This window comes from Methylomonas sp. TEB, from assembly GCF_047777895.1.
Classification (GTDB): domain Bacteria; phylum Pseudomonadota; class Gammaproteobacteria; order Methylococcales; family Methylomonadaceae; genus Methylomonas.
On sequence record NZ_CP180476.1, the window covers coordinates 3,754,633 to 3,777,357 of the forward strand.

General features: G+C 49.9%; 20 protein-coding genes. 6 read left to right on the top strand and 14 right to left on the bottom strand.

Annotated elements, in window-relative coordinates:
* Nucleotides 1-263 precede the first annotated feature (263 nt).
* Together ACMXD4_RS16820 and ACMXD4_RS16825 are read left to right on the top strand one after the other, a co-directional pair.
* The gene (locus tag ACMXD4_RS16820; RefSeq protein WP_415878836.1) at nt 264-2,006 is read left to right on the top strand and encodes an NAD-dependent malic enzyme; all 1,743 of its coding nucleotides are present in this window, start codon (nt 264-266) and stop codon (nt 2,004-2,006) included.
* A gap of 43 nt (nt 2,007-2,049) precedes the next feature.
* Nucleotides 2,050-2,562 carry a YgjV family protein gene (locus ACMXD4_RS16825; RefSeq protein ID WP_415878837.1) on the top strand — a complete coding sequence of 171 codons (513 nt, stop codon included), beginning with the start codon at nt 2,050-2,052 and terminating at the stop codon, nt 2,560-2,562.
* A gap of 57 nt (nt 2,563-2,619) precedes the next feature.
* On the opposite strand, the gene ACMXD4_RS16830 is transcribed toward ACMXD4_RS16825, so the two are convergent.
* The 12 genes from ACMXD4_RS16830 to ACMXD4_RS16885 all read right to left on the bottom strand — a co-directional run bounded on the left by ACMXD4_RS16830 (nt 2,620) and on the right by ACMXD4_RS16885 (nt 15,890).
* Nucleotides 2,620-3,237, bottom strand: a complete 618-nt coding sequence (locus ACMXD4_RS16830) for a hypothetical protein (protein ID WP_415878838.1) — start codon at nt 3,235-3,237, stop codon at nt 2,620-2,622.
* 56 nt (nt 3,238-3,293) lie between these two features.
* Nucleotides 3,294-3,629 carry a DUF1508 domain-containing protein gene (locus ACMXD4_RS16835; RefSeq protein ID WP_319962529.1) on the bottom strand — a complete coding sequence of 112 codons (336 nt, stop codon included), beginning with the start codon at nt 3,627-3,629 and terminating at the stop codon, nt 3,294-3,296.
* A 319-nt stretch (nt 3,630-3,948) separates the two neighbouring features.
* Complete coding sequence (locus tag ACMXD4_RS16840; RefSeq protein ID WP_415878839.1) at nt 3,949-4,536, bottom strand: TIGR04282 family arsenosugar biosynthesis glycosyltransferase; 588 nt, start codon at nt 4,534-4,536, stop codon at nt 3,949-3,951.
* Nucleotides 4,537-4,569: 33 nt separating this feature from the next.
* Entirely contained in the window at nt 4,570-6,720 is a 2,151-nt protein-coding gene (locus tag ACMXD4_RS16845; protein WP_415878840.1) for an FAD-dependent oxidoreductase, read from the bottom strand.
* A 540-nt stretch (nt 6,721-7,260) separates the two neighbouring features.
* A complete protein-coding gene (locus tag ACMXD4_RS16850; RefSeq protein WP_415878841.1) occupies nt 7,261-7,665 on the bottom strand; it encodes a type II toxin-antitoxin system VapC family toxin in 405 nt (134 codons plus the stop codon).
* On the bottom strand, nt 7,662-7,892 hold the full coding sequence (locus ACMXD4_RS16855; protein ID WP_415878842.1) for a DUF2281 domain-containing protein: 231 nt from the start codon (nt 7,890-7,892) through the stop codon (nt 7,662-7,664). Before ACMXD4_RS16855 ends, ACMXD4_RS16850 begins: the two co-directional genes overlap by 4 nt.
* Nucleotides 7,893-8,032: 140 nt before the next feature.
* Nucleotides 8,033-8,440 (bottom strand): very short patch repair endonuclease, encoded by a 408-nt coding sequence (locus ACMXD4_RS16860; protein ID WP_415878843.1) that lies wholly within the window; start codon nt 8,438-8,440, stop codon nt 8,033-8,035.
* A 6-nt stretch (nt 8,441-8,446) separates the two neighbouring features.
* On the bottom strand, nt 8,447-10,126 hold the full coding sequence (locus ACMXD4_RS16865) for a response regulator receiver domain (RefSeq protein ID WP_415878844.1): 1,680 nt from the start codon (nt 10,124-10,126) through the stop codon (nt 8,447-8,449).
* Nucleotides 10,119-13,073: an ATP-binding protein gene (locus ACMXD4_RS16870; RefSeq protein WP_415878845.1), complete on the bottom strand. Its 2,955-nt coding sequence runs from the start codon at nt 13,071-13,073 to the stop codon at nt 10,119-10,121. Before ACMXD4_RS16870 ends, ACMXD4_RS16865 begins: the two co-directional genes overlap by 8 nt.
* A complete protein-coding gene (locus ACMXD4_RS16875; RefSeq protein ID WP_415878846.1) occupies nt 13,066-14,121 on the bottom strand; it encodes a DNA cytosine methyltransferase in 1,056 nt (351 codons plus the stop codon). Before ACMXD4_RS16875 ends, ACMXD4_RS16870 begins: the two co-directional genes overlap by 8 nt.
* A gap of 153 nt (nt 14,122-14,274) precedes the next feature.
* Entirely contained in the window at nt 14,275-15,237 is a 963-nt protein-coding gene (gene arsS / locus ACMXD4_RS16880; RefSeq protein WP_415878847.1) for an arsenosugar biosynthesis radical SAM (seleno)protein ArsS, read from the bottom strand.
* A 2-nt stretch (nt 15,238-15,239) separates the two neighbouring features.
* Nucleotides 15,240-15,890 carry a DUF3047 domain-containing protein gene (locus ACMXD4_RS16885; protein WP_415878848.1) on the bottom strand — a complete coding sequence of 217 codons (651 nt, stop codon included), beginning with the start codon at nt 15,888-15,890 and terminating at the stop codon, nt 15,240-15,242.
* 281 nt (nt 15,891-16,171) lie between these two features.
* Between ACMXD4_RS16885 and queG the strand changes: the two genes are divergently transcribed.
* Nucleotides 16,172-17,251, top strand: coding sequence for a tRNA epoxyqueuosine(34) reductase QueG (gene queG / locus ACMXD4_RS16890; RefSeq protein ID WP_415878849.1), 1,080 nt, complete (start codon nt 16,172-16,174; stop codon nt 17,249-17,251).
* Between the two features lie 233 nt (nt 17,252-17,484).
* Nucleotides 17,485-18,006, top strand: coding sequence for a putative metalloprotease CJM1_0395 family protein (locus tag ACMXD4_RS16895; protein WP_415878850.1), 522 nt, complete (start codon nt 17,485-17,487; stop codon nt 18,004-18,006).
* Here the strand turns inward: ACMXD4_RS16895 and ACMXD4_RS16900 are convergent, their stop codons facing one another.
* Together ACMXD4_RS16900 and ACMXD4_RS16905 are read right to left on the bottom strand one after the other, a co-directional pair.
* Nucleotides 18,007-18,276 carry a PilZ domain-containing protein gene (locus tag ACMXD4_RS16900; protein WP_020482610.1) on the bottom strand — a complete coding sequence of 90 codons (270 nt, stop codon included), beginning with the start codon at nt 18,274-18,276 and terminating at the stop codon, nt 18,007-18,009. It lies immediately after the preceding gene.
* Nucleotides 18,277-18,362: 86 nt separating this feature from the next.
* Nucleotides 18,363-19,607, bottom strand: a complete 1,245-nt coding sequence (locus tag ACMXD4_RS16905) for a glutaredoxin family protein (protein ID WP_415878851.1) — start codon at nt 19,605-19,607, stop codon at nt 18,363-18,365.
* A gap of 159 nt (nt 19,608-19,766) precedes the next feature.
* Between ACMXD4_RS16905 and mrcB the strand changes: the two genes are divergently transcribed.
* Nucleotides 19,767-22,094, top strand: a complete 2,328-nt coding sequence (gene mrcB / locus ACMXD4_RS16910) for a penicillin-binding protein 1B (RefSeq protein ID WP_415878852.1) — start codon at nt 19,767-19,769, stop codon at nt 22,092-22,094.
* Nucleotides 22,095-22,096: 2 nt separating this feature from the next.
* Complete coding sequence (lolA, locus tag ACMXD4_RS16915; RefSeq protein WP_051670432.1) at nt 22,097-22,723, top strand: outer membrane lipoprotein chaperone LolA; 627 nt, start codon at nt 22,097-22,099, stop codon at nt 22,721-22,723.
* Nucleotides 22,724-22,725 lie beyond the last annotated feature (2 nt).

Here is a 22,725-nt window from a genome sequence, read left to right on the forward strand (position 1 = left end):
ACAGTGTTGTTAAGTTTCTTAGCAAAGCCTGCTGAACATCATCTCACAAGCGCCAATCTGGGGCATTTTTGCGGTAAACACTCAGTAATTGCACCGCCTTGAAACACGGCAACTATAAGCGACAAAAAAAGTGCCTATTCAGTGTGTTTTCGGCTACCGCATCGCCGATTAGGCTGTTATAAAGGGGACACGCGCCATAGTTTGCGCTATTCGAGCTCCTGGTTAGCCCCTGGATCTCGATCAAATATTTTCAAGGAAACTTAATGACAACGCTAAGCGATTATTTCGACTACCGGCTAGATGCCGACGGTAACAAATATGTAGAGGTTTCGATCCGGGGCGTGACCTTACTCAGGCTGCCGGCCACCAACAAAGGCACCGCGTTTAGCGTGCAGGAACGTATCGAACTGGGCTTGGACGGCTTGCTGCCACCGCAAGTGACCGATATGGAACAGCAACTTGATCGGTTGTATGTCAATTATCAAAAACAAGCGAACGATATTTCCAAGTATCAATTTCTCCGGGCTCTGCAGGATCGTAACGAGGTGCTGTTTTATGCACTGTTGGAACGGCATATGGAGGAAATGGTGCCCGTTGTCTACACCCCGACCATAGGCTTGGCGGTGCAACAATTCAGTTCCAACTTTACTAGCACGCGCGGTTTGACTTTTTCGGCAGCCAACATCGACCGGGCCGAAACGATTTTGCAAAACTACCCGTTACACGATATTCGCATGATTGTGGTGACCGATTCTTCGTCGATTTTGGGTATCGGCGACCAAGGCATGGGCGGTTTGGCGATTTGCATCGGCAAACTGGGGCTGTATACCGTCGGCGGCGGTATGTGCCCGTTTCAAACCTTGCCGGTCAATCTGGATGTGGGCACCAACCGCAGCGAATTGTTGGACGATCCGTTCTATCTGGGCGCGCATAGCAAGCGTTTGCACGACCAGCCTTATTTCGAATTGGTCGATAAATTTGTTACTGCGGTACAAAAAGTCTGGCCCAAAGCCATTATCCAATGGGAAGATTTTGCGAAAAACATCGCTTTCGATTTGTTGGCTAAATACAAAGACCTGCTGCCCTGTTTTAACGACGACATCCAGGGTACGGGAGCGATGGCCTTGGCCGGTCTGCTCTCGGCTTGCCATAAAAAAGGCGAAACCCTCGCAGACCAAACCGTGGTGGTGGTGGGCGCCGGTGCCGGCGGATTCGGCGTGGCCAGTACCATTAAAAAAGGCATGCTGCGCGAAGGTTTAACCATGGAGCAAATTCTGCAGCGGATTTTCGTGGTCGACGCGCATGGTCTGGTGGTCAAGGAAGCCACTACCGAGGCCTACAAATTGCCACTGTCGCACACTCAGGAAAGTTACCACGACTGGGGTATTCCCGACGACAGGGTACCCAATCTGCTAGAGGTGGTCACTCATGCCAAGCCGACGGTATTGCTTGGACTGACCGGTGTGCCGGGTTTGTTCACCGAGACTGTGATCAAAACCATGGCGGCAAACCACGCCCAGCCCATTATTTTCCCTTTATCCAACCCCACCGCCAATTGCGAAGCCACGCCGGAAAACATTTTGGCGTGGACGCAAGGCACAGCGATGGTCGCGACCGGCAGCCCATTCGCCGACGTCGAATATCAAGGCCGGCGTTATCCGATTGGCCAGGGCAATAATGCCTTTATTTTTCCGGGCTTAGGCTTTGCTGCGGTGTTGGGCGAGTGCAGCCGGATTAGCGATGCGATGGTCTTGGAGTCAGCCTATGCCTTGGCTGACTACATCGTGGAGAAATGTTCGGCTGCCGATCTGATTTTCCCGCCGGTGGGCGAGCTGAAGCAAGTCAGTTTATTTGTGGCTAATCGGGTATTGGCTAAAGCGCTGGAAGACGGCTCCGCGACGCGACAGGATTTAGTGGGCATCGATCTTGAAGCTTACGTTAAAGCCAATCTATGGAAAGCCGAGTACCTGCCTTTCAAATATGCCGGGGCAACGGCAACGCATTAATGGAATTTCCCCGCTTACAAAGCTCAGCGGTAAGGCTTAACGCTTGCAACTGGATTTGAATCTGCTGCATCTCGCCTACCTGATTGGCGGGATTGGCATTCTGGTGGAATGGCGGGCTTATTGTCTGCCGGATGGTGTGGCGTTTCGGCGTTGGTCCGCGGCCGGGGCCGTGCTGTGGGCCGCGCAATACCTGTTGCTGGATGCCTGGACCGCCGGCTTGACCATGGCCAGCACCGCCCTGCGCACCCTGCTGTCCAGCCGTTTGGAAAAAGGTGTGCACAAGCACTGGGCGGCGGCGGGCTTCGTGGCTTTGTTTAGCGGGCTTACGGCATGCTCTTGGCAAGGCCCTGTCTCTTTATTGCCGGCCTTTGCCGTGATCAACACCACACTGGCTCTGTTTTACCTGAACAATCGCCACATGCGCGTTGCGCTGTTGGCTTCCAGTCTTGCATGGATAAGCAACGATTACATCTGGCAGGCCTGGCCGGCATTGGTGGCCGAGACCGTGGCGATGGGCATTAATCTGCGGACGATACGCAAGCTGTTTGCCCAATAACAACGCGCCCCTTAAATATGCCGTCCCCTACCCCATAACGGCGTTTCTGAAATGGCTTTATGCCGTTTCAGTCTGCCCAACGGGTTCTTCCAGGACTATCCAGTTATTTTCAAGCAAGGCGCAATACGGGCGTAGCGCGGCCATCAGCGTTTGATAAATAGTGAATGCATCGGTTGGGTCTTTTTGCTTAAGCTCGGATACCTCGGTCAGAAAGCGATAGAGCATTTTTATCAAATTCTCGATGGACATCGCCAGCCAGGCATCGTTGGTTATCCATTTATCGATAAACTCATCCAACCGTGCGAAGGTCAGTTTTAGCAGCGGATAAGCGGTTTGAGTTTCCTTAAATTCCCGGAGCAGCATGTAATCTAGGTAAGCCCGCTCCGATGCCACCCGTGGCCGGTTGGTAATACTGAGGTAAGTGGCTTTGTGGTGGGCATAGGCAGCATCGAATTTTTCGCAAAACTCGGTTTCGGTGGTCATCGCCAGCCAAGTCTGTAGACTCGCGGTGCTTATGCCGTAACACTCCTTGATCGAGTTTGCCATTTTGTCGAATTGCTCGATGAATGCCGGCTTGGCCAGTTCGCCTTTAATCAGATTTTCAATCGCCACCAGTTCGCTTGCAGTAACGCATACCGTGGCCAATTCTCGAACAATTTTTAGCTCGACACCCATATTGTCTTTACCTATTTTCGCTATGTAAAAATTAAAGCAGCGCTTTCAGCCCAAGTTTACAGTGTCAGATCGACGATTTCGGCAACGCAGGCATTGTCTTTAACCGTGTGCAGCGCATTGTCGAATACCATGTTGGAGTTGAATAAAACGCTTTTGACAATAATGGCGCCAGTCGCATCTTTAATCACAAAAAAAGTATCGCCTTCAGGAACCTTGCTGGCGGCAATCTGGTTGCTCATTAAGGAGCCGGTTCGCACTTCTTTAATGCCCTGGAGAGCTTCTTCTTTGTTGTCGTAATCGCCGCTGATCAGAATCAGCTCGCCCTTACTGTTCACAAACGAAAAGGAATATTGATTGTCGTCGTTGGTTTTAAGTTGAAAAGTGGCTGGCATATTCTGTCCCGGAAGTTAACAGTTGAATGGAAGTTCATCGCCGATCAAATTTCAGCTTCCCGATTACAGAGGAGCTAGAGCGTGCCGGCAGTGGCTATTAACCCCAAAGCAAGCGTTGTGCCAATAAAAAGTCCTTAAAAATCATAAAGTAATAGCGCAGCAGATATTCAATTGTCGGGTTTGCTACACAACATTGACGACGAGCCGATCGCCAGTGAACTGTTCTCTTCAATCATGGGCTCTCGCTTTCCAGCCTATGCCTGAATTCCGCCCCCCTCCCAGCAATAACGCGAATCAAGCTAGGTTCTGCCCATAATGTTTACATAGCCGAATAACGCAGCCAGTCGGAGTAAGTGTCCACATCCCATTGGCTGTCCAGTTCGTAAAGGTTCAAACCCATTTCATTTGCCCGACTGCGCGTGGTGGCCATGACCTGATCATGGCCCCAACTCATGTCGCTGAACAGTCCCGGCTGTGTTTCGTTTAAGCCGATCAGCACATAACCGCCGTCGTCGGCCGGTGCGATAACCGCATCGTGGCCTTCGTGTAACACCGCCGATGCGCGAAGCAGATCGTCACTCGACAGACTGGGGCAATCGCAACCCATCAGCAAGGCATGGCGGTAACGGCCTAAGGCATCATTAAAGGCCTGGTGCATGCGTTCGCCCAAGTCGGCTCCGTACTGCCCTTTGAGCGTCAACGGATAACGCCGCGCACAATCCTGAAAAAAGCCATGGCTGGCGTCTGGCGCGCAATGCAATTCAACCGCACACAAAGGCTGCTCGAAGGCGCGATCCAGTGTCATATAAGCCAGTTGCCGGTGTGCTGCGGCAGCCTGTTCCGCGCTTAAGGCTGGTTGCAGCCGGGTTTTGACTTGGCCGGGAATCGGCGCTTTGCAAAAAATCATAAGCACACTGTCGGGATAGATCGCTGGCATGGCTTAAACCTTGCGCCGCCAAGCGTGATAACGGCCCAGCCATTTCAGCAGACCTTGCGGGGCATGATTGCGCTTCCAGACGCCCGCCACATGCTTATTGGCTTCCGCCAAGGTGGGATAGATATGAATAGTGCCTAGGATTTTATTCAAACCGATACCGTGCTTCATCGCCAGCACAAATTCAGCCAGTAAGTCGCCGGCATGTTCGCCAACGATGGTGACGCCGAGGATTTTGTCCTTACCGGGCACGGTCAGTACTTTGACGAAGCCGTGTGCCTCGCCGTCGGCTATTGCTCTATCCAGGTCATCAATGCCATAGGTAGAGACTTCATACGCGATGTTCTGTGCTTGCGACTCCTGCTCGTTCAAACCCACGCGGGCCACCTCCGGATCGGTAAAGGTCGACCAGGGAATCACCGAATAATCGGTGCGAAACTTTTTGAAGGGACCAAACAGCGCATTCACCGTCGCATGCCAGGCTTGATGCGCCGCGGTGTGGGTAAACTGGTACGGCCCGGCCACGTCGCCGACCGCATAGATGTTGGGATAATTGGTTTGCTGAAATGGATTGGTGTCCAAGGTACGGCGCGGCGACAGGGCGATGCCCATTTCTTCCACGCCGTAACCCTGCACATTGGCCAAGCGGCCAAGCGCCACCAGCACCTTATCAAAGGCAATCCTGACCATCTTGCCGACATGTTCGGCCAGCAGAATGTGTTCGCCGTTTTCGACAATAAATTCCTTGGCTGTATGCTGAACTTTGACTTCCACGCCTTCCTCCTGGAAACGAGCCTGGACAATTTCGGATACCTCCGGATCTTCCCGCGCCATGATGCGAGGCGCCATTTCCACCTGCGTAACCTGACTACCCAAGCGAGCGAAGGTTTGTGCCAGTTCGCAGCCTATAGGCCCGCCGCCCAACACCAACAGGCGCTTGGGTAATTCACGCAAGTCCCAGATGTTATCCGAGGTCAGATAATCGATGCTTTTTAGTCCCGGAATCGGCGGTAAGAACGGTCGAGCGCCGGCGGCGATGACAATGGCGCGGCTGGTGAGGGTTTGCACACCGGTTTCTGTCGTGACTTCCACCGCCCAGGGTGAGACTATTTTGGCCGAGCCTTCGATCACATCCACGCCCAACTCGCTATAACGCTCGATGGAATCGTGTGGCGCTACGGTTTTGATCACCTGTTGTACCCGCTCCATTACTTGGGCGAAATCAAACTCGGCTTCGGCTTTGGCAATGCCGAATTCCTTGGCACGTTTGATATGCGACAGCAACTTGGCCGAACGGATCAACGCCTTGGAGGGCACGCAACCGGTGTTCAGACAGTCGCCGCCCATTTTATGCTTTTCGATCAGCGTGACTTTGGCTTTGACGGCTGCGGCGATATAAGCCGACACCAAGCCGCCGGCACCGGCGCCGATGACGATCAGGTTGTTGTCGAAACGCGCCGGTTTGCTCCAGCGCGCGTAGACTTTGCGCTGTTGAATGACTTCGAGCATTTTCTTCGCCGCTAATGGAAACACACCGAGCAAGGCAAAGGAACCCAACAAAGCAGGAGAGAGAATAGCGGATAGGGAGTCGATTTTCGCCAACCGGGTGCCGGCATTAACATAAACCAGTGTGCCGGCCAGCATGCCTAACTGGCTAACCCAGTAAAAAGTCCTGGTCTTGATGGGCGTCAAACCCATCGCCAGATTGATCATGAAGAACGGGAACAAAGGTACCAGGCGCAAGGTAAACAAATAAACAGCACCGTCGCGGCTCAGGCCGTCGTCGATGGCCTGCAAACGACTGCCGAAGCGGGATTTGACCCAGTCTCGGAATAAGAAACGTGCAGCCAAAAACGCCAGCGTTGCGCCGATGCTGGAGGCAAACGAGACGATCAACGTCCCCCAGAGCAAACCGAACACCGCGCCGCCGGCCAGCGTCAATATCGTCGCCCCCGGTAATGACAACGCAGTAACCGCGATGTACAGCGCGGCATAAAGAGCCGCCGCCAGCCATGGGTGAATCTGGCGGAAATCGTCAATGCCGGCTTGCCGGGCTTTTAGATTTTCCAGTGTCAGATGGTCCGGCAAATCCAGCGCAAAAAAAGTCGCCACCAATGCGGCAACCCCCAGCAATAACAAGATTCTGGAGGTTCTCATACCAAGCTACTAATACTGAATGGGCAAGGCTTCGATGGGTGTTTGTAAGGTAGATGGTTAAACATCGATGTTCCTTAAAAAAGAGTGGTTTTGCTTGTAGGCCTGCTTATACGAGGAACTCGGACTGATTGCTTCCGACCGAACCGAGTTCGGTAAACGTCATTATGCCCGTAAGGACTTGAAACGCATGGCTGTGGCGTTGCAGCTTGGCCGTATCGGCCGCAATCTAGCCACTCCTGCATGATGCGCGTAGCAGAATAAGAGGATTGCCGGAGGATCTGGAAGAACTGGAAGCGACCTGGAGCGCGCGGAATTGCTGATTCAGCAATGCGGGAATTGTCGTAATCACACCAATCGCCAGGACTGCCCGGTCAATAAAAACGTCGATAGAAGCAATATTGGCCGTTTGGTTTGGAAACCGAGTTATCCGAGAATGTGAATGATCCAAACGCGACTTTCCACAAATCTACAAAGCGACCAATAGTGTCCAGTAAGTAATCAGTGAGCTATAGCAACGCGCAAGAGTTATAGTGTTGTAGATCATACAACAATGACTTTTATTTCTTGAGTAGCCGCCAGTTTTTTATCCCCCGTCAAAAACTGGTCGGCGCCGGATGTTATCGCGCAGGCCAGTTGGATAGCATCGGGTGTGCGTAACACGCCAGGATGGTTGGCTCGCAATTCGGTGGCGATGTCGATGACCGTGGCATCAAGTTCGACGATTTCCAAACCCGGTAATCGGAAAAATCGGTCGTAGCAGTCCAATAATTCTGCGTTCCTGGTTTTCAGGGGTAACACGCGGCATTCCAGAAACGACAGCCGGGATATGGCCAATTGCGCGCTCGATTTCCGAGAGTCATCCACCAGGAAGCGGGTTTTTCGGCCTTGTTCCTGGTGTGACTCGATCAAATAAATGACGGCGCAAGCGTCCAGGAACAGTTTCACGGTTGATCCCATTCGTCGCGCATGGTTTGAAATTCGGCGTTGATTTCTGCATCGCTACGCCGGCCGGCCGGCAAACTGTGTAGAAAAGCAGCCAAGGCTTCGTTGGCTGCCGGGTCCGGTGCCGAATCGGGTTTGGATTCCAGAAATTCGACGAAATGTAAAACCTCCAAGGCTTTGCTATGCGGTAGGGCTTTAACGTGTTGGTAAATGGTGTCGGCGATGGTCATTTAGCGACGCTCCTAAGTCTCTGCTTAGACTGAAAATCATTATGTTATTTCTCTCAACTGCTTCTTAGATGAAAGCTAATTTCATGGAAACTGTTCGGATTTAAAGAGATATAAGAATATTGCTGTCAATAAAAAACGTCTTACGTTTGAAGATATACATTTAATTTTATTGCTAGTAGCTCTACGTTCTTTAATTCGCATGTCCAGACAACAAAGACGTCCCAGCCCAATTTCTTTAAATCATTACTATTTTTTGAATCTCTGATTACATTATCTGAGAGCTTCTTCTGCCAGAATTCGGAGTTATTTTTAGGCAGCGATTTTCCTTTGCTACAGTCGTGCCGATGCCAAAAACAGCCGTGTATGAAAATAACTTTTCTTTTGCCGGGAAATACCAAATCGGGTTTGCCGGGAAGGTTTGCATAATGCAGGCGGTAGCGATAGCCTAAACTAAATAGGAACTTTCTAACGATCAACTCAGGCTTGGTATTTTTGCCGGAGATTGAAGCCATACACCTTCGGCGCTGCTCAGGTGCCAATACGTCCATAGCCGCTTATTTCGACATTAATCGAAGCCATTCCGATTCGGTTAAGCCTACTCGCGACAGTTTGCTAGAAAAGTCTTCTGCAGCTCGTTGGGCGTGATCTGGTTTAAGCTGAGTGATCCATTTATAATTCTTACCATTACTATTACAGGTAAATTCGTCATTTTCAGCCAAGATTCTTTTTTCTTCTAAATGTGGCTCAAACTCAAGAGTAATACAGTCATATGGTTTCGACGAACAAAATAGTCCCTTAATCTCATTATTGTCTTCAACAATGAAGTTTTCATTATTAATTCCATTATCTGGATTTTTAATCTCTAGAGTACAGAAGATAAATCGGCGCATTTTTTCAAGTCTAACAGTGTCGCACACTGGAAGTATACAAAGTAAATATTGATTGGTATCGATGTCTTTTTCTCGAATAATCGTGCCGAATGTTAAATATTTTTTATTTCCATATGCGGTCCTATTGCTCATTAGCATCGCCAATTTATGATTTGAAAGCCTCTCGTCCTCTTGAAACATAATACTTGCAAGTTTGTCTATCTTCTTTTTATCGAAATTCCATACCCACTTATCGCCTTTCTGTTTTGCGATTGAAAATGGTACTTGACTCATATGCAACCCTAAATCAGGCCCAAACAAAAGAAATTTTTTGATAAATTCGTTGGCATTTGTCTCCGGGGGGAGTAGGTCAAGTCCTGTATTATTTGGCCTCCATTTATTAAAGGACCAGTCCGAAACTAAAGCGTCCGTAATTATTTGACCCGGTAAACAGTCTTGAAGAATTGATTGAAGCTCGCCGACAAGAAGAGGATGTATATGTTCAAATGCTTCCTCATGGGGCAAAGACATTGCTCTGTGCAATAAAAACGCCGCATCTATAGATTCGTCAAACTTCCGTAAAATTTTACGATTATTTTCTCTAACTTTTGCAAGCCCTAATAAAACAGCGCCTTGTAGAAGCCCGGATGCAAGTCGCCCAAACTCTTCTATTGATCTTTGCGCAAGGTCATTTTGATGTACTTCGTGAGTCTTATATTTTTCAATGCGATGGCATTCCGGCTTACCAAGAACCACCACTCTCGAATTTGAAGAATGCATGGACAGGCCCTCGTCCTCCGTTTGGGGTTCAATATTTTCCTGACTTGCGGATGTCAATTTATCAAAAACCTTGCTTGCAATATCCTCGAGGTTATTTTCACTGGTATAAACCAAAATTAACCTTAATTGCTCCGGTTTCGTTTCAATGCTTTGATGAACAAGAGAATAAATTAGCTTTAATGCTTTTTCTCCAGGAGTACCACCCAGATCCCAATCAACTATTACAATATCAGATGCTAAACTGAGTTCATACACAGGTGATTCATTAGAAAAAGATTCCCCTTTTCCGGGTTGATATAAAGAACAAACAATCTGTTTCTTGGCAAAACTGTTTACTAATAGTTGCGACGGGAAATCTTGAGTGTCATTAGATTCTTCAGGTGTTACTAATAGCTGCGCATTGCTTCCGTAGTTTGCACTTTTTGTAGCGCTTTTTCGGCTTGTTATTTGAGGCTTCTCCGGTTCAACAGCCTTTGTTTTTGGGTTATAAATCTTGTCGTCAATAAAAACCGCAGTTCTGAGAAATTGTGCAGCGGCATAGGTAGAAAATTCTTTGACTGTTTTTATTTGCTGCATCTTACTCATTACTCCATGTTATTTGAAAGGTAACACCAACAGGCGAATCAGAAGGAACGATATTAATATCCATGCCTTCCTTACGCAGCGCCTTACGAGAAATAAATAATCCCAAACCTCTGCCACCCGGTTTTCGAGAGAAGCCTTGCTCGAATACGGATTCATAGTCCCTGGCGTGAATTCCCGGGCCGGTATTGCTAATAAAAAACGATTTACCGTCACTATCTAGCTTAATTTGTTTTTCGCCCTGTAGGTCTTTTAGCCAAAAAATAGCGTTGTCGATGATATTAACGAATACCGGATATAGCGTTGAAGGGAATCCATGCGTAGCCATATCGGTAAAGTTTTCCGTCGCAGCTAATTGAACACCGTGCCGCTTCAAACGAACATCAAACAAAGTCTTTACATAATGAAGAATATCGCTGCCCTTTATTTCAATCGGTTTACGATATAAACGGCGTTGCAGCGGAGTGAATAAATTCAGGTGGCCATCCAAATGATCGAAATTATTCCGAATTTCCTGATAGAGCGGCGCTAGATTACTGTTTAAATCCGCCCAAGGGCGCAATTCTCGTAAGGAGCGGCGTACACCTTTGATAGTCGCTTCAAATTCGTGGTTGATTACGGCGACTGCCAATCCCAGTTGAACTAAGTCGGCATCGGTATCGACTTGCTCCCTTAATGTCTCCAACTCTTCATCCATCGCTTCCATCATGTCGATCTGAGTAATATCAGGATCGACCTTCATGTTCTCGGCAACGGACGTCAGCACATCCCTGATTCGGCTGAGGGACTCAGTATTTTTCTTGCTGACGCTTTCGATGCGCGTTTCAAAGTCCTTGCGCACTTGTTCGGTTTGCTCGGGCGATAATTCGTTAAAGTCCTTGCTGGCAAAATCCGCTTCGACCTTAGATATTGTGTTTTGCAATTCGTGAATCGCGTCCCTGGCAACTTTGGTGGCTGCCTTGCGGGTCTCTTCGGCGGTATTAGTCAAACTTCTCGCTTCGCTACGGACCGATTTCTTTTCATTCTCAGCTAATTCATTGATCAGAGATTGAAGGCGCTTGCGTTGGTCAATATAGATTCTGGCTTGAGTTGCTATATCGCCAAGCTGCCGGCTGATTTCTTCCGCAAACGGCTTAAATATTTCATTCTCTAGGCGTTGAGACTCGGTTGTGTAGGCCTCCCAATCGCGCTGTAATTGGCGAGATAGCCCGACTCCCCGAGGTTTGGCAATTCGATAGCCTTCCTGTAGTTCCGACAATCTTTTGTTTGCTTCTTTTTCCGCATCCAGTAAAGCAATCGCTGCCTCATCCGGATCGGATATTTTTGCGGCGCTATCCATGCGGTGTTTAATACGGTTTCTAATATTTTCGATTTCCAGTTTTGGTAATCCTTGCTGAGAGCGTTGAAAGAATCCATCCAGGGATCCGCTCAAATTCTTACGCTTTGTTAAGACCTGTTTTTCGCGCTTCCTTCGGGCAAGTTCGAGCTTTTCCAATTCCTTTTTTCGAACGACATAATATTCTGCATGTTCACCGTCATCTCGGAAAAAATCTGCTGCTAATTGGTTAAAAATATTGATTAGAATACTTTTTAACTGTCGATACGCTTTATCTTGTTGAAACCCTTCTCTGCCGGCTTTTTCCTTTAAATTTCCATTGTATTCACGAGAAAGCTTTACTGCACCAAAAATTAGGCGATGTGAAAAAACATAATAATAAGCACTCTTTGTTCTTCGTAACTCTATTTCGAGCCAATCCACATCAGGATTGCCATACGGCAAAATACGAATGCGATCCCGATATACATAAATCCCACCGATTAAATTTAGTTTGTCACTTAATCTTTTCCACTCGGATGGCTCAAGCCTGCTTTCTCTTTGAACTCCATGAACAAAGCCAAATTCCAGATCAAATGAGCCACAATCTGTTAGTTTCCCTCCGCTTTCTTGCCAAGGAATTATGTAGTCATCCACTTGATTCTCATAAATTCTCACAGAGCCTAAAAACTGACCATATTCGTCAATTGACCCAAAAATTCTATGATCGGAATAATCTAGCTCCTCTTGTGTAAAAAATTCGCCATGAGTTAGCAAGTCATCATTGTCAAAATCTGTTTGCCAATAACGAAACGCAGTTTTTATTGGGGGTTCTGATGTTTCGAGAAAAGTCGAATTACAAAAACCAAGAAGATATTTTGAAAAATCTCTTTTATTATTCCGTTTATCAAGCTCAATCTCGGCTAGGATTGTACTATTCGCTGGAGCAACAAAAAAATGTGTGCCTGATAACTCTGCTAGCGAAATGCCACCAAGAAAGCTTTGTAGGTTATCCGGGTCAACCTGAAAGTCGTCCAAATCCTTGAATATTTTACTAAAGTCGTAATCAGTATTTTTGCTTTCCAATAATTCGACATTATTTTTGAACTCACTAACAAGGTTGCCGACTTCAATATCGGTTGGTAATTTATTGCCAGAAATAACACGAATTGGTATTTCAATTTCATCCAGATTGATAGCCGGGACTTCAAAAAGCCCCCAATGGATAAAACACATGACCAAATCATGCAGTCCATCCTCTCGTCGAGCTCTGGTTAACACCAAAACTTGGTCGCCTAATAAACCGATCGCTAGACGGCCTATGCCTTTTTCCCCCATCACTGCACGTACCGGTTTCTCCGGCGGGCGGTAATTGCTAGCGGTGATATTTTGCACCGTATATTTACTTTCCGTGCCTAAAACCAGCCACCGATTTTCAAAGTCATCCTTCGTCATACCGATGCCGTCATCGCGAATGACTAATAAGTTGTCCGTGCGAAAGTAATCAACTTCGGCATGGTCGGCGTATGCATCGTGGGCATTTTTGAATAACTCGCTGATAGCCGTAGATACGTTAGCGATCTGCTGGCGACCTAGCATGTCGACAGCCCTAGCTCTGGTTTTGAATTTAGCCATTTTGCGCAATCTTGATAATATGAGCGCCTATGCGTCTGGCTATTTCCGGCGGCACGGCATTACCAATTTGCCTTGCCAAGCTAGCCATGTTGCTACCTTTGAAAACAAAATGCTTGGGAAAAGTTTGCAATGTCGCGCCTTCACGTATGGAAATCGCCCTGTCTTCGTCGGGATGGCCAAATCTGCCGTTTGAGAAACTATTAAATCGCGTGGTGATAGTCGGAGCTGGCCGATCCCAATACATTCGACCATATACATCTCTGAAAATGTTGTCTTTTCCTATATATGCCGGAATTTGCAGCGATTTATCATCTTTCCAACTTGAACGATCACCGCCGGATTTCGGCGTTAACTGTATTCGTTTTAAATTTTCTTTTGAGAGTATTGCTGCTGAATGCAAAAAACCGGAGTCGTCCCGATGTCCCGCTAAAATTTTATTGAAACCATTAGCAATACCTATATAGTTTTTTACGACTAGATTAGGATTATGTTCAGGACTAGGAAGGCTAATATTTTCGGTTAAACGCGAAGCGATAAGCAAGTATCGCTTTCTATTCTGCGGGACACCATATTCGATTGCATTAATAACGCCATCGTCATAGGCATATCCTTCTTGTTGTAAAAACTCAATAAAATCAGGAAGAATACTTTGCTTTTTATTGGTTACCAAGCCTGGAACGTTTTCAACTACGACAAAACCCGGCCTAAAGTGAGCAATGAAGCGCTCAAAATTTTTTAATAAAAATGCACTCTTTAGGCTTTTGGTTTTATCGGTTCTAACTTTGCTCCAATATTGACAAGGACTACAGCCGGCTAAAATCAGGTTGTCGTCATTTTTATTTATATTTAATAAGCTGCAGAGATCATCTTCTTTCAGCTCGGTTATATCGCTATTGATAAACTTCGCGTCAGTGATATTTCTTTCATATGTTTCTTTGCACGAACGGTCGTTATCGATCCCGGCTAGAATTTTAATTCCAGCCGTTTGCAAACCGTAGCTCATGCCTCCCGCGCCGCAAAAGAAATCAACTGCTTTTAAATCCGTCATCACCTAATCTTTTATTCAAATAGTGGATACGTTAGCGTAGGAATCTATTTTGGGCAACAAGAAAGGAACGAATGAGTGGCAAAAAGGACAGGACAGATTGGCGCACCAATGAAAGCTGTCTGACACCAAGCCGCTTAAACATTCAGGTTCACCTCAGACCAAGGCGCCACCGCAACTGCTACCTTGGCCGGCGGTGCAACCGTAACAATGGGCGGCGGTGGCGATGGGGGCGCCTTGCAGCGGGTGCCGGTGCAACTCGCTGATATGGGTTTGGGGTTTGGCTGCGGCGCCCAAGGGCAAATCCAGCATCTGGTTGAAATCGCAATCATAGACATAGCCTTGCCAGTCGATGCTGAGGGTATTCAGGCACATCAGGTTTTCAAGGTTGTCGGCGCGAAAACTGTCTTTCAGTAATGCCAGATAGGATTCGAAACAGCCGTGACTGACCAAGGTGCTGCCGAAACGCTGAATCGGCATATTGGCGATGGCAAACAGGCGGTTGAAGACGATGCCGTAGTGTTGCTGCAAATGCTGTTTATAAGCCCGTTCCAGATTGTGTTGGTCGGGCGGCAATACTGCCTCTTGCGGGTTGAACACCAGATTCAATTCCAACCGGCTGTCCGGCTGACCATAACCCAAACTATTCAAACGCTGCAGGGCCGCCAGGCTATCCTTGAACACGCCCTTGCCGCGTTGTTTGTCGACATTTTCTTCCAGATAACACGGCAGGGAGGCAACGATGCTCACCTGCTGCGCGGCCAGAAATTCCGCGAGATCAGCGTATTCAGGTGCTTCCAGAATGGTCAGATTGCAACGGTCGATCACCTCAATGCCACAATCCCGCGCGGCTCGCACCAGATAACGAAAATCAGGATGCATTTCCGGCGCGCCGCCGGTTAGATCCAGCGTGTGAATGTTGGCGGCGTCGGCCAGCGCCAATATGTCATCGATAGTCTCCCGACTCATCATCTCGATGCGATTGGGGCCGGCGTTGACATGGCAATGCACACAGCTCAAGTTGCACCGATAGCCCAGATTGATTTGCAAAATCTCCAACGGCTTGCGAAAAATGGCCGGAAAATCGCTGTTGACCAGCAAAGGTTTCGTATCGTGCATGCTTAATCCTTGGAAAACCAGATGTCGCCATAAGCGGCGGAGACTTGGCCGCCGCTGTTGTCGGTATCGGTCATGATGGCGACGGCATCGATAGCGGTGATGTCTTCACCGAATAGTTGCTTGAAGTCGGCCCGGACATTTCGTTTTTCGTGTTCCCAGACATTCAACGGTGCTTCCTGATCGCGTAAAGCCATCATCATCGCATGATCGCCGGCAAAAGCATTCGGCCAGACGCTATCCTTTTTCGTGTTACTTGCCCAGACATAATTGATGGCTCTGGTTTGCCAAAACGCCAGTCCGCCTTTGACCACCACGTAAACCCGCGCCGCATAATCATCGCCAGCCTTGCTTTGCTCGTTCAAGCCGGATAAACGATTACCGACGCGCCACGACCAGTTCAGGAACGGGGTTTGGGTTAGATCGATGCGTTGCTCTTTGAACAGGCCGGAACCGGCGGCGTGGCTATCAGCTTTCAGTGCCGTCACGCCGTCGATTGCGTGTAATCGATATTGGGTTTCGCCTTTGAAGCGTTTATGTTCCCAACCGTCCAGACAATTCTGCCTAAACTCGCCGATAGGCAGTTTGTTATCAGCAAGCACTGGGTGATGCGGCAACCACATAGCCAGGCACAGCAATAGTTTATGCTTCACCATTATCGACCTAGTGATGGTATGAGCCGGATACAGGGGAATTGTCATAATCGGTCGTCCAAGTTTTGCTTGATAAGGATGTCGCGCTTTTCCTGTCGATCATAAAACGCCCCGCTTAGCTTTTCTAGGCAATCCTTCGTGACTGGCAGGGATTTCTTACCAATGACTTGAACAGCGTAACGGTTGATCTTCATGGTTGATAGGGTTAGCTTATCAAGCTATCCGCGAGCCATTCCTTACCAGGCCACGACGATCTCCCCTACTATTTCCCAAGGTTCCGTAAATTGCACACGCCTTTAACCCAAGCCGAAGATCTTAGCGCACTTGTCCAACGCATCAAGCACTGGGGCGAGGAGTTGGGCTTTCAGCAGATAGGCATCAGCGGCACGGATTTAAGTGCTGCCGAACAGCATCTGCACGACTGGTTGGACAAGGGCTTTAACGGCGAGATGCAATACATGGCCGCACACGGTTTAAAACGCAGCCGGCCGGCGTTATTGCAGCAAGGCACACGCAGCATTATCTCGGCACGGATGGATTATTTGCCGGAACCTGCGGCAACCAGCAAGCAATTATTAGACGACCCGGCCGCTGCCTTCGTATCGCGGTATGCCTTGGGACGCGATTACCACAAACTGTTGCGCAATCGTTTGCAAAAACTGGCGGACAAAATCGCCGAGGCCATCGGTCCGTTCGGTTATCGGGCGTTTGTCGATAGCGCACCGGTTTTGGAAAAAGCCATCGCAGAGAAAGCCGGCTTGGGCTGGATAGGCAAACACAGCAACCTGATCAATCGCCGGGCCGGTTCCTGGTTTTTTCTCGGGGAAATTTATACCGATCTAGCCTTACCCCGCGATCAGCCCGTCAGCAATCACTGCGGACAATGCCGAGCTTGTCTGGACATTTGCCCGACCCAAGCCATCGTCGGCCCCTATCAGGTTGATGCGCGCCGTTGCGTGTCGTATTTAACTATCGAATTGCATGGCAGCATTCCAGTGGCATTGCGGCCCTTGCTGGGCAATCGAATTTACGGTTGCGATGATTGCCAATTGGTGTGCCCGTGGAACCGTTTCGCCAAACTTAGCGCGGAAAGCGATTTTAAACCCCGCCATCGCTTGGACCAGGCGACTTTGCTTGAATTGTTCAATTGGACCGAAACGGAGTTTCTGCAAAAAACCGAAGGCTCGGCGATTCGCCGCATCGGCCATCAGCGTTGGTTACGCAATATCGCCGTGGCGCTGGGCAATGGCAAAGCCACTGATGCCGCTAAAACGGTATTGGCCGGCAGATTGAGTGATGAATCGGAGATGGTGCGCGAGCATACAAAATGGGCTTTGCAGAAATTGGACTGTTTGCACATTTAGCCGGAACCTCTGACAATTTAGCATCGTCTTTCCCAGCGCAAGCCGGAGCGGAGTGCCATTAACAAAGGGGATTGGTAGTTGCGGGAATCGCGAGTAAAAGGGATTTAATCAGCCAGACTGCGATAATCGCCCTACCGCGAAAACTCAGGCTAAAAATGCTTTGGTTACTTGAACTCGCATGAAGTCAAGGTGTATTCTTAGAGCCAGTTAACACAATTCGTTCGAGGCCCAACATGCTGGTCACCGCCTCTTCCCATCAAACTTCGCTATATCGGCTGACCGGCCGCAATCTGGCCGCGACCGGCGAACAGGCGCCTGTCGAACCTATCGCCCAAGCTGCGAAAAGCGCAAACGCCCAATCCGACCAATACAGTCCGGAACAGCTAAGCCAAATTGCCGAGCTTAAAGCCCGCGACCAGGAAGTTCGGGCCCACGAGCAAGCTCATTTAAGTGCCGCCGGCGGTATCGCTGTCAGTGGTGCGCGTTTTACTTTTGTGACGGGGCCGGATGGCCAACGTTACGCCACCGGCGGTGAAGTGAATATTGATGTCTCAGAGGTTGCCGGCGACCCGGAAGCGACTCTGCGCAAAGCCGAGACTATCCGCCGCGCGGCATTAGCGCCGGCCAGTCCCTCAGGCCCGGATCAAAGCATCGCCGCCAAGGCAGCGGCGATGGCTAATAAAGCTCGCGGAGAATTGTTGAATTCGCAAAAGCAACCCAGCCGTAACGGCGAGCTCCTCGACCTGACCGCCTGATCAACGCGGCGCAAACTCCAGACCAAACCCCACGTCCGGCTCTACCCGCACCACAATCGCAGTTTGTATCGGCGCATCGTCGAATTCGGTGGTTTGCACTTCCACTAGCGCGCCAATCGGCGGGATTAATTCGTTGGCACACAGTAAAAACAATCCAGTCTCGGAAAAGTCCCGCATATCCACCACGACCGCTTCAGCCGATGCCGGCACCGTCATCCTGATTTTGGCACGGTGCTTTAGGCGCGGGTGCCTGCGCTTGTTATCAATCACGAATTCTCCTATCTCGTTTCGCTTCTATCGCACGTGTAGTGATAAAGAAAAGCGCTGTTAATCAGCGCCCCACGCCAACCGGCCGTCTACTCGCCTAAACCGCGCAATATTAAATACAACCCTAAACTTACCATCGCCAAGCCGCTAAGCAATTTCAGCCAACGACCTTCTTTTTCCTGCAAACGACGCTGACTCAGGGTCACGACTCCCACACCCAGCACAACGACGTCATCCAGCATATAAGCCAGATTGTACAACATTAAATAACCGTAATAGTCCCAGCCGCTTAATTCCCGCAAGGTGAGTATGCGTGTGTAAAGGGCCGGGAATCCGGAGGTACACAACAATTCGACGATCTGGACCAGCAAAGCCAGTACCACGGCCCCCAACATCGCCCCCGCCAAATTCTCGGCTTGCAGGATGCGCCGAATCCGATTGTAGATACCGGGTTTGGCGGCGGCGGGAATCGACAGGGAAATACCCCTGCCAAACGCCCAAAAATCTTTCAGATTGATCGCGCCGGCCAACACGGCAATGCCGGCAATAGCCAATTCCGACGCGCGCGATAAGCCTATCAGTAAAAACAGATTCAACCAGGCAGCCATAAACACGAAGTAAGCAATCCCTTCAACAACCACAAACGTGCCGGCCACCACCAACATTCGGGGCCGATTATTCATAGGCGCCAGCATCGAAATCATCAAAATCAACACCCACATCGAACAGGGATTGAAGCCATCCAGCAAGCCCATGGCCAGCGTAAAGGCCGGCAAACCGACCTCGTCAAGACCGATGCGCCTGCCGAACCAATTCACGGCAAACACTTCCGGTTCGGGTGCGACTGGTTGGCTTTTCAACGGCACATCGCACGACTCGCTGACTTGCACCTCACAGCTACCGGCTTCTGCGCCGGACACTTCACTCGGCGGCGCACCGACACGCAAGGCATTCCTGATCAAACCGCTACTATCGGCTTCTTCGGAATAACCGACGATGTACTCGCCGCGCACTAAAAATGTCGGCAATCTGATTGGCCCGGCTTGCCGGGATTCGGTAATCTGCTGCAATCGCTCCAAGGCGGTTGGCTCTGCTGAGATATTGCGAATAACTATCCGTAAACCGGGGTGCTCGCCTTGCAGCACCGCCAAAAATTGTTCGGCTTGTTGGCAATGCGGACAACCGTTACGTACAAAAGCTTCGATATCGATCCGGTTTTCAACCGCTCCGACACTCGGCATGATTGCCAGCGCAAGCACCAGCAGCAAACCAAAACGCATCAGTGTCGACGGTAGCTGGGCCAAGCATTTTGGAAACAGTTTCAGTATCAACACTCGCCTATTCTCCTCAATAACGCCAGCAATCTGTGCGGAAGTGGGCATTTTATTAGATAATAGTAAGCTAAATGAACTGCGCCGAACCAGCAGGTGCCATCTTCGCCCCATTCACACAGCCGCCGCTAACTGCCGCCGGCGAGATCAGATACCGACTTAATGCCTAGACGACCCAGAAGCAGCAAATCGACCGTTAGACGCAGAAAATCGCAACCCCAGGCATCGTGGCTGAAACGCGCGTTGGTTTCACTGCTGCTGATCGGGGCTTTCGTATTGGCGGTGTATGTTAGCTACCTAGATTACACGGTACGCCAGCAATTCGAGGGCAAGCGCTGGTCGATTCCGGCCCGCGTCTATGCCAGCCCCGTCGAGCTTTACGCCGGCTACGAAATCTCCAGCAAAAATCTGGAAGACTTATTGCTGGAACTGCATTACCGGCAGGATAATCAACTGGTCGGCGAAGGTTCTTATTCCATTAAGGGCGGCCAGATCAACATCCGCACCCGCGCCTTTAATTTCGGCAATACGCCTCAGGAAAGCCGCAATATCAGCGTGAGTTTCACGAGCGGCGGCATCGCCGGTATTACTGACGCCGGCACCGGCGAGAGTTTGGCCATCGTCCGCATGGACCCGGTGCAAATTGGCAGCTTTTATCCCACCCGCAAGGAAGACCGAATTCTGATCAAACTGGACGAAGCGCCGCCAACCCTGGTGCAAGGCCTGCTGTCCACCGAAGACAAGGACTTTTACAACCATTTCGGCATCTCGCCCAAAGGCATTGTCCGTGCCATGTGGTCCAACGTGAAAGCCGGCGGCATGGTGCAAGGCGGCAGCACCATCACCCAGCAGTTGGTGAAAAACTTTTTCCTGAATCCCAAACGCACGTTGCGCCGCAAGCTTAAAGAAGCCTTGATGTCGTTTATTCTGGAATATCGCTACAGCAAGGACGAAATTCTGGAAGCCTATCTCAACGAAATTTTCCTGGGCCAAGACGGTGCCAGCGCAGTGCATGGCTTTGGTTTGGCCAGCGAATTTTATTTTGGGCAATCGTTAAAAACCCTGAACCTGCATCAAGTCGCCACCTTGGTGGCTTTGGTCCGCGGACCATCGGAATATGACCCGCGCCGCAATCCGGAACACACTTTAGAGCGCCGCAACATCGTGCTGGATGCGATGCATACGGAAGGTTTTATCGACGCGCAACAACTGAACGAAGCCAAAAAACAACCAATAGGCGTGGCGACAGTGATTCATCGCTCCGCCAACCGCTATCCGGGTTTTATCGATCTGGTCAAACGCCAACTGAAACAGGAATATAAAGAAGACGATTTGACCTCGGAAGGCTTGCGCATCGTCACAACCTTAGATACCCGTATCCAGGACACACTGGAAAAATCCATCGCCAGCAAGCTGAAACATCTGGAGAAAAGTTCGAAAAGTAACGATTTGGAAACCGCCGCCATCGTTACCCGCCGTGACAGTGGTGAAATTGTCGCCCTCGCCGGCGGCCGCGACGCCGAGGACACCGGCTTCAATCGCGCTTTGGACGCGGTGCGGCCGATAGGTTCGCTGATTAAACCGGTAGTGTATTTGACCGCACTGGAATACCCGGACCGCTACACCATCGCCACGCCGATCAGCGATACCCGCCTGGAAATTCCAGCCGAAAGAGGCAAAACCTGGTCGCCGGACAACTACGACAATCAGGAACACGGCGTCGTGCCGCTGCATAGCGCCCTGGCCCACTCCTACAATATGGCGACGGTGCGGATTGGCATGGACATTGGTTTGGCCAAAGTCGCCAACACTTTAAAAAGCATGGGTGTCAGCCGGCCGGTGGATTTATTTCCGTCCTTCCTGCTGGGCGCGCAACCGCTGACGCCGCTGGAAGTCACGCAGCTTTACCAAACCTTGGCCGGCGACGGTTTTGCCACACCACTGCGCTCGATCCGTGCGGTCAATGCCGCTGACGGCAAGGCCCTGCAAAGTTATCCTTTTACCGTGCGTCAAGCCGTTGATCCTGCCGCTACCTTTATCACCAACACCATTTTGCAGGAAGTGATGTATGCCGGCACCGGCCATTCTGCGTATAACTATCTGCCGCAGAACATGGCTTTAGTCGGCAAGACCGGTACTACCAACCAATTACGCGACAGCTGGTTTGCCGGTTTTAGCGGCGATTTTCTATCGGTGGTGTGGGTAGGCCGCGACGATAACAAACCAACCGGTTTGACCGGCGGAACCGGCGCCTTGCAAATCTGGTCCGAGTTGATGCGGCAAGTGTCGAAGAAGCCGGTCAGCCTGGTACCTCCGGATAATGTACAGATGACCTGGATAGACGCTGCCAGCGGTTTGCTCAGCAATGAAGGCTGCCCCGGCGCCAAACTCATGCCGTTTGTGGATGGCTCCGGACCCAGCCAATTTGCCGACTGCGGAGCAAGCCCGGAATCCGGCGAAAGCTGGCTTAATAACCTGAACCCATTTTAACTATGTTGCTTAAACACATTTTTGCCCTGATTTTCCTGATCGCCACCACCTCGTCAGCCTGGGCAGACGAAACACCGATTGCCCGATTGAAAAGCTTTTTAGCCAGCAGCAGTTCCTTGACGGCGGATTTCAAGCAAACCAGTTTCGATAAAAGCGGCCGCCCCGCGCAAAACAGCACCGGTAAATTTTATCTGAGCCGACCCGGCAAATTTCGTTGGAATTACCAAAAACCCTTTGTGCAAGAGATTGTGTCCAATACCGGCAAAGTCTGGTTTTACGATGCGGATCTGGAGCAAGTAACCGTCAAACAGTTGGACGATTCGCTAGGTTCCACGCCGGCATTGTTATTGACCGGCGAAGTGGATATAGAGGAAAAATTCATCCTGCAGGAACAAGGCAAAGAAGACGACGGCATGAACTGGGTGAAGCTATCACCCAAGAATGAAGAAAGCGGGTTCAAGTACATTTTGATCGGCCTGAACGGCAACCAATTGGGCGGTATGGAACTGAGCGACAACTTCGGCCAATTAACCCGTATTTATTTTTCCAACATCCAGCTCAATCCCAAGCTGGACGACGCCTTGTTTAATTTCAAAGCACCGAAAGGCGTAGATGTGTTTGAAAACTAGCC

What these genes read in the sequence shown, in the direction of transcription:
- ACMXD4_RS16840 (WP_415878839.1), bottom strand. Translation starts at nt 4,536, where the DNA reads ATGATTTTTTGCAAAGCGCCGATTCCCGGCCAAGTCAAAACCCGGCTG.
- lolA (WP_051670432.1), top strand. Translation starts at nt 22,097, where the DNA reads ATGTTGCTTAAACACATTTTTGCCCTGATTTTCCTGATCGCCACCACC.
- ACMXD4_RS16865 (WP_415878844.1), bottom strand. Translation starts at nt 10,126, where the DNA reads ATGAGTAAGATGCAGCAAATAAAAACAGTCAAAGAATTTTCTACCTAT.
- ACMXD4_RS16870 (WP_415878845.1), bottom strand. Translation starts at nt 13,073, where the DNA reads ATGGCTAAATTCAAAACCAGAGCTAGGGCTGTCGACATGCTAGGTCGC.
- ACMXD4_RS16835 (WP_319962529.1), bottom strand. Translation starts at nt 3,629, where the DNA reads ATGCCAGCCACTTTTCAACTTAAAACCAACGACGACAATCAATATTCC.
- ACMXD4_RS16830 (WP_415878838.1), bottom strand. Translation starts at nt 3,237, where the DNA reads ATGGGTGTCGAGCTAAAAATTGTTCGAGAATTGGCCACGGTATGCGTT.
- mrcB (WP_415878852.1), top strand. Translation starts at nt 19,767, where the DNA reads ATGCCTAGACGACCCAGAAGCAGCAAATCGACCGTTAGACGCAGAAAA.
- ACMXD4_RS16895 (WP_415878850.1), top strand. Translation starts at nt 17,485, where the DNA reads ATGCTGGTCACCGCCTCTTCCCATCAAACTTCGCTATATCGGCTGACC.
- ACMXD4_RS16860 (WP_415878843.1), bottom strand. Translation starts at nt 8,440, where the DNA reads ATGGACGTATTGGCACCTGAGCAGCGCCGAAGGTGTATGGCTTCAATC.
- arsS (WP_415878847.1), bottom strand. Translation starts at nt 15,237, where the DNA reads ATGCACGATACGAAACCTTTGCTGGTCAACAGCGATTTTCCGGCCATT.
- ACMXD4_RS16875 (WP_415878846.1), bottom strand. Translation starts at nt 14,121, where the DNA reads ATGACGGATTTAAAAGCAGTTGATTTCTTTTGCGGCGCGGGAGGCATG.
- ACMXD4_RS16885 (WP_415878848.1), bottom strand. Translation starts at nt 15,890, where the DNA reads ATGGTGAAGCATAAACTATTGCTGTGCCTGGCTATGTGGTTGCCGCAT.
- ACMXD4_RS16820 (WP_415878836.1), top strand. Translation starts at nt 264, where the DNA reads ATGACAACGCTAAGCGATTATTTCGACTACCGGCTAGATGCCGACGGT.
- ACMXD4_RS16845 (WP_415878840.1), bottom strand. Translation starts at nt 6,720, where the DNA reads ATGAGAACCTCCAGAATCTTGTTATTGCTGGGGGTTGCCGCATTGGTG.
- ACMXD4_RS16855 (WP_415878842.1), bottom strand. Translation starts at nt 7,892, where the DNA reads ATGACCATCGCCGACACCATTTACCAACACGTTAAAGCCCTACCGCAT.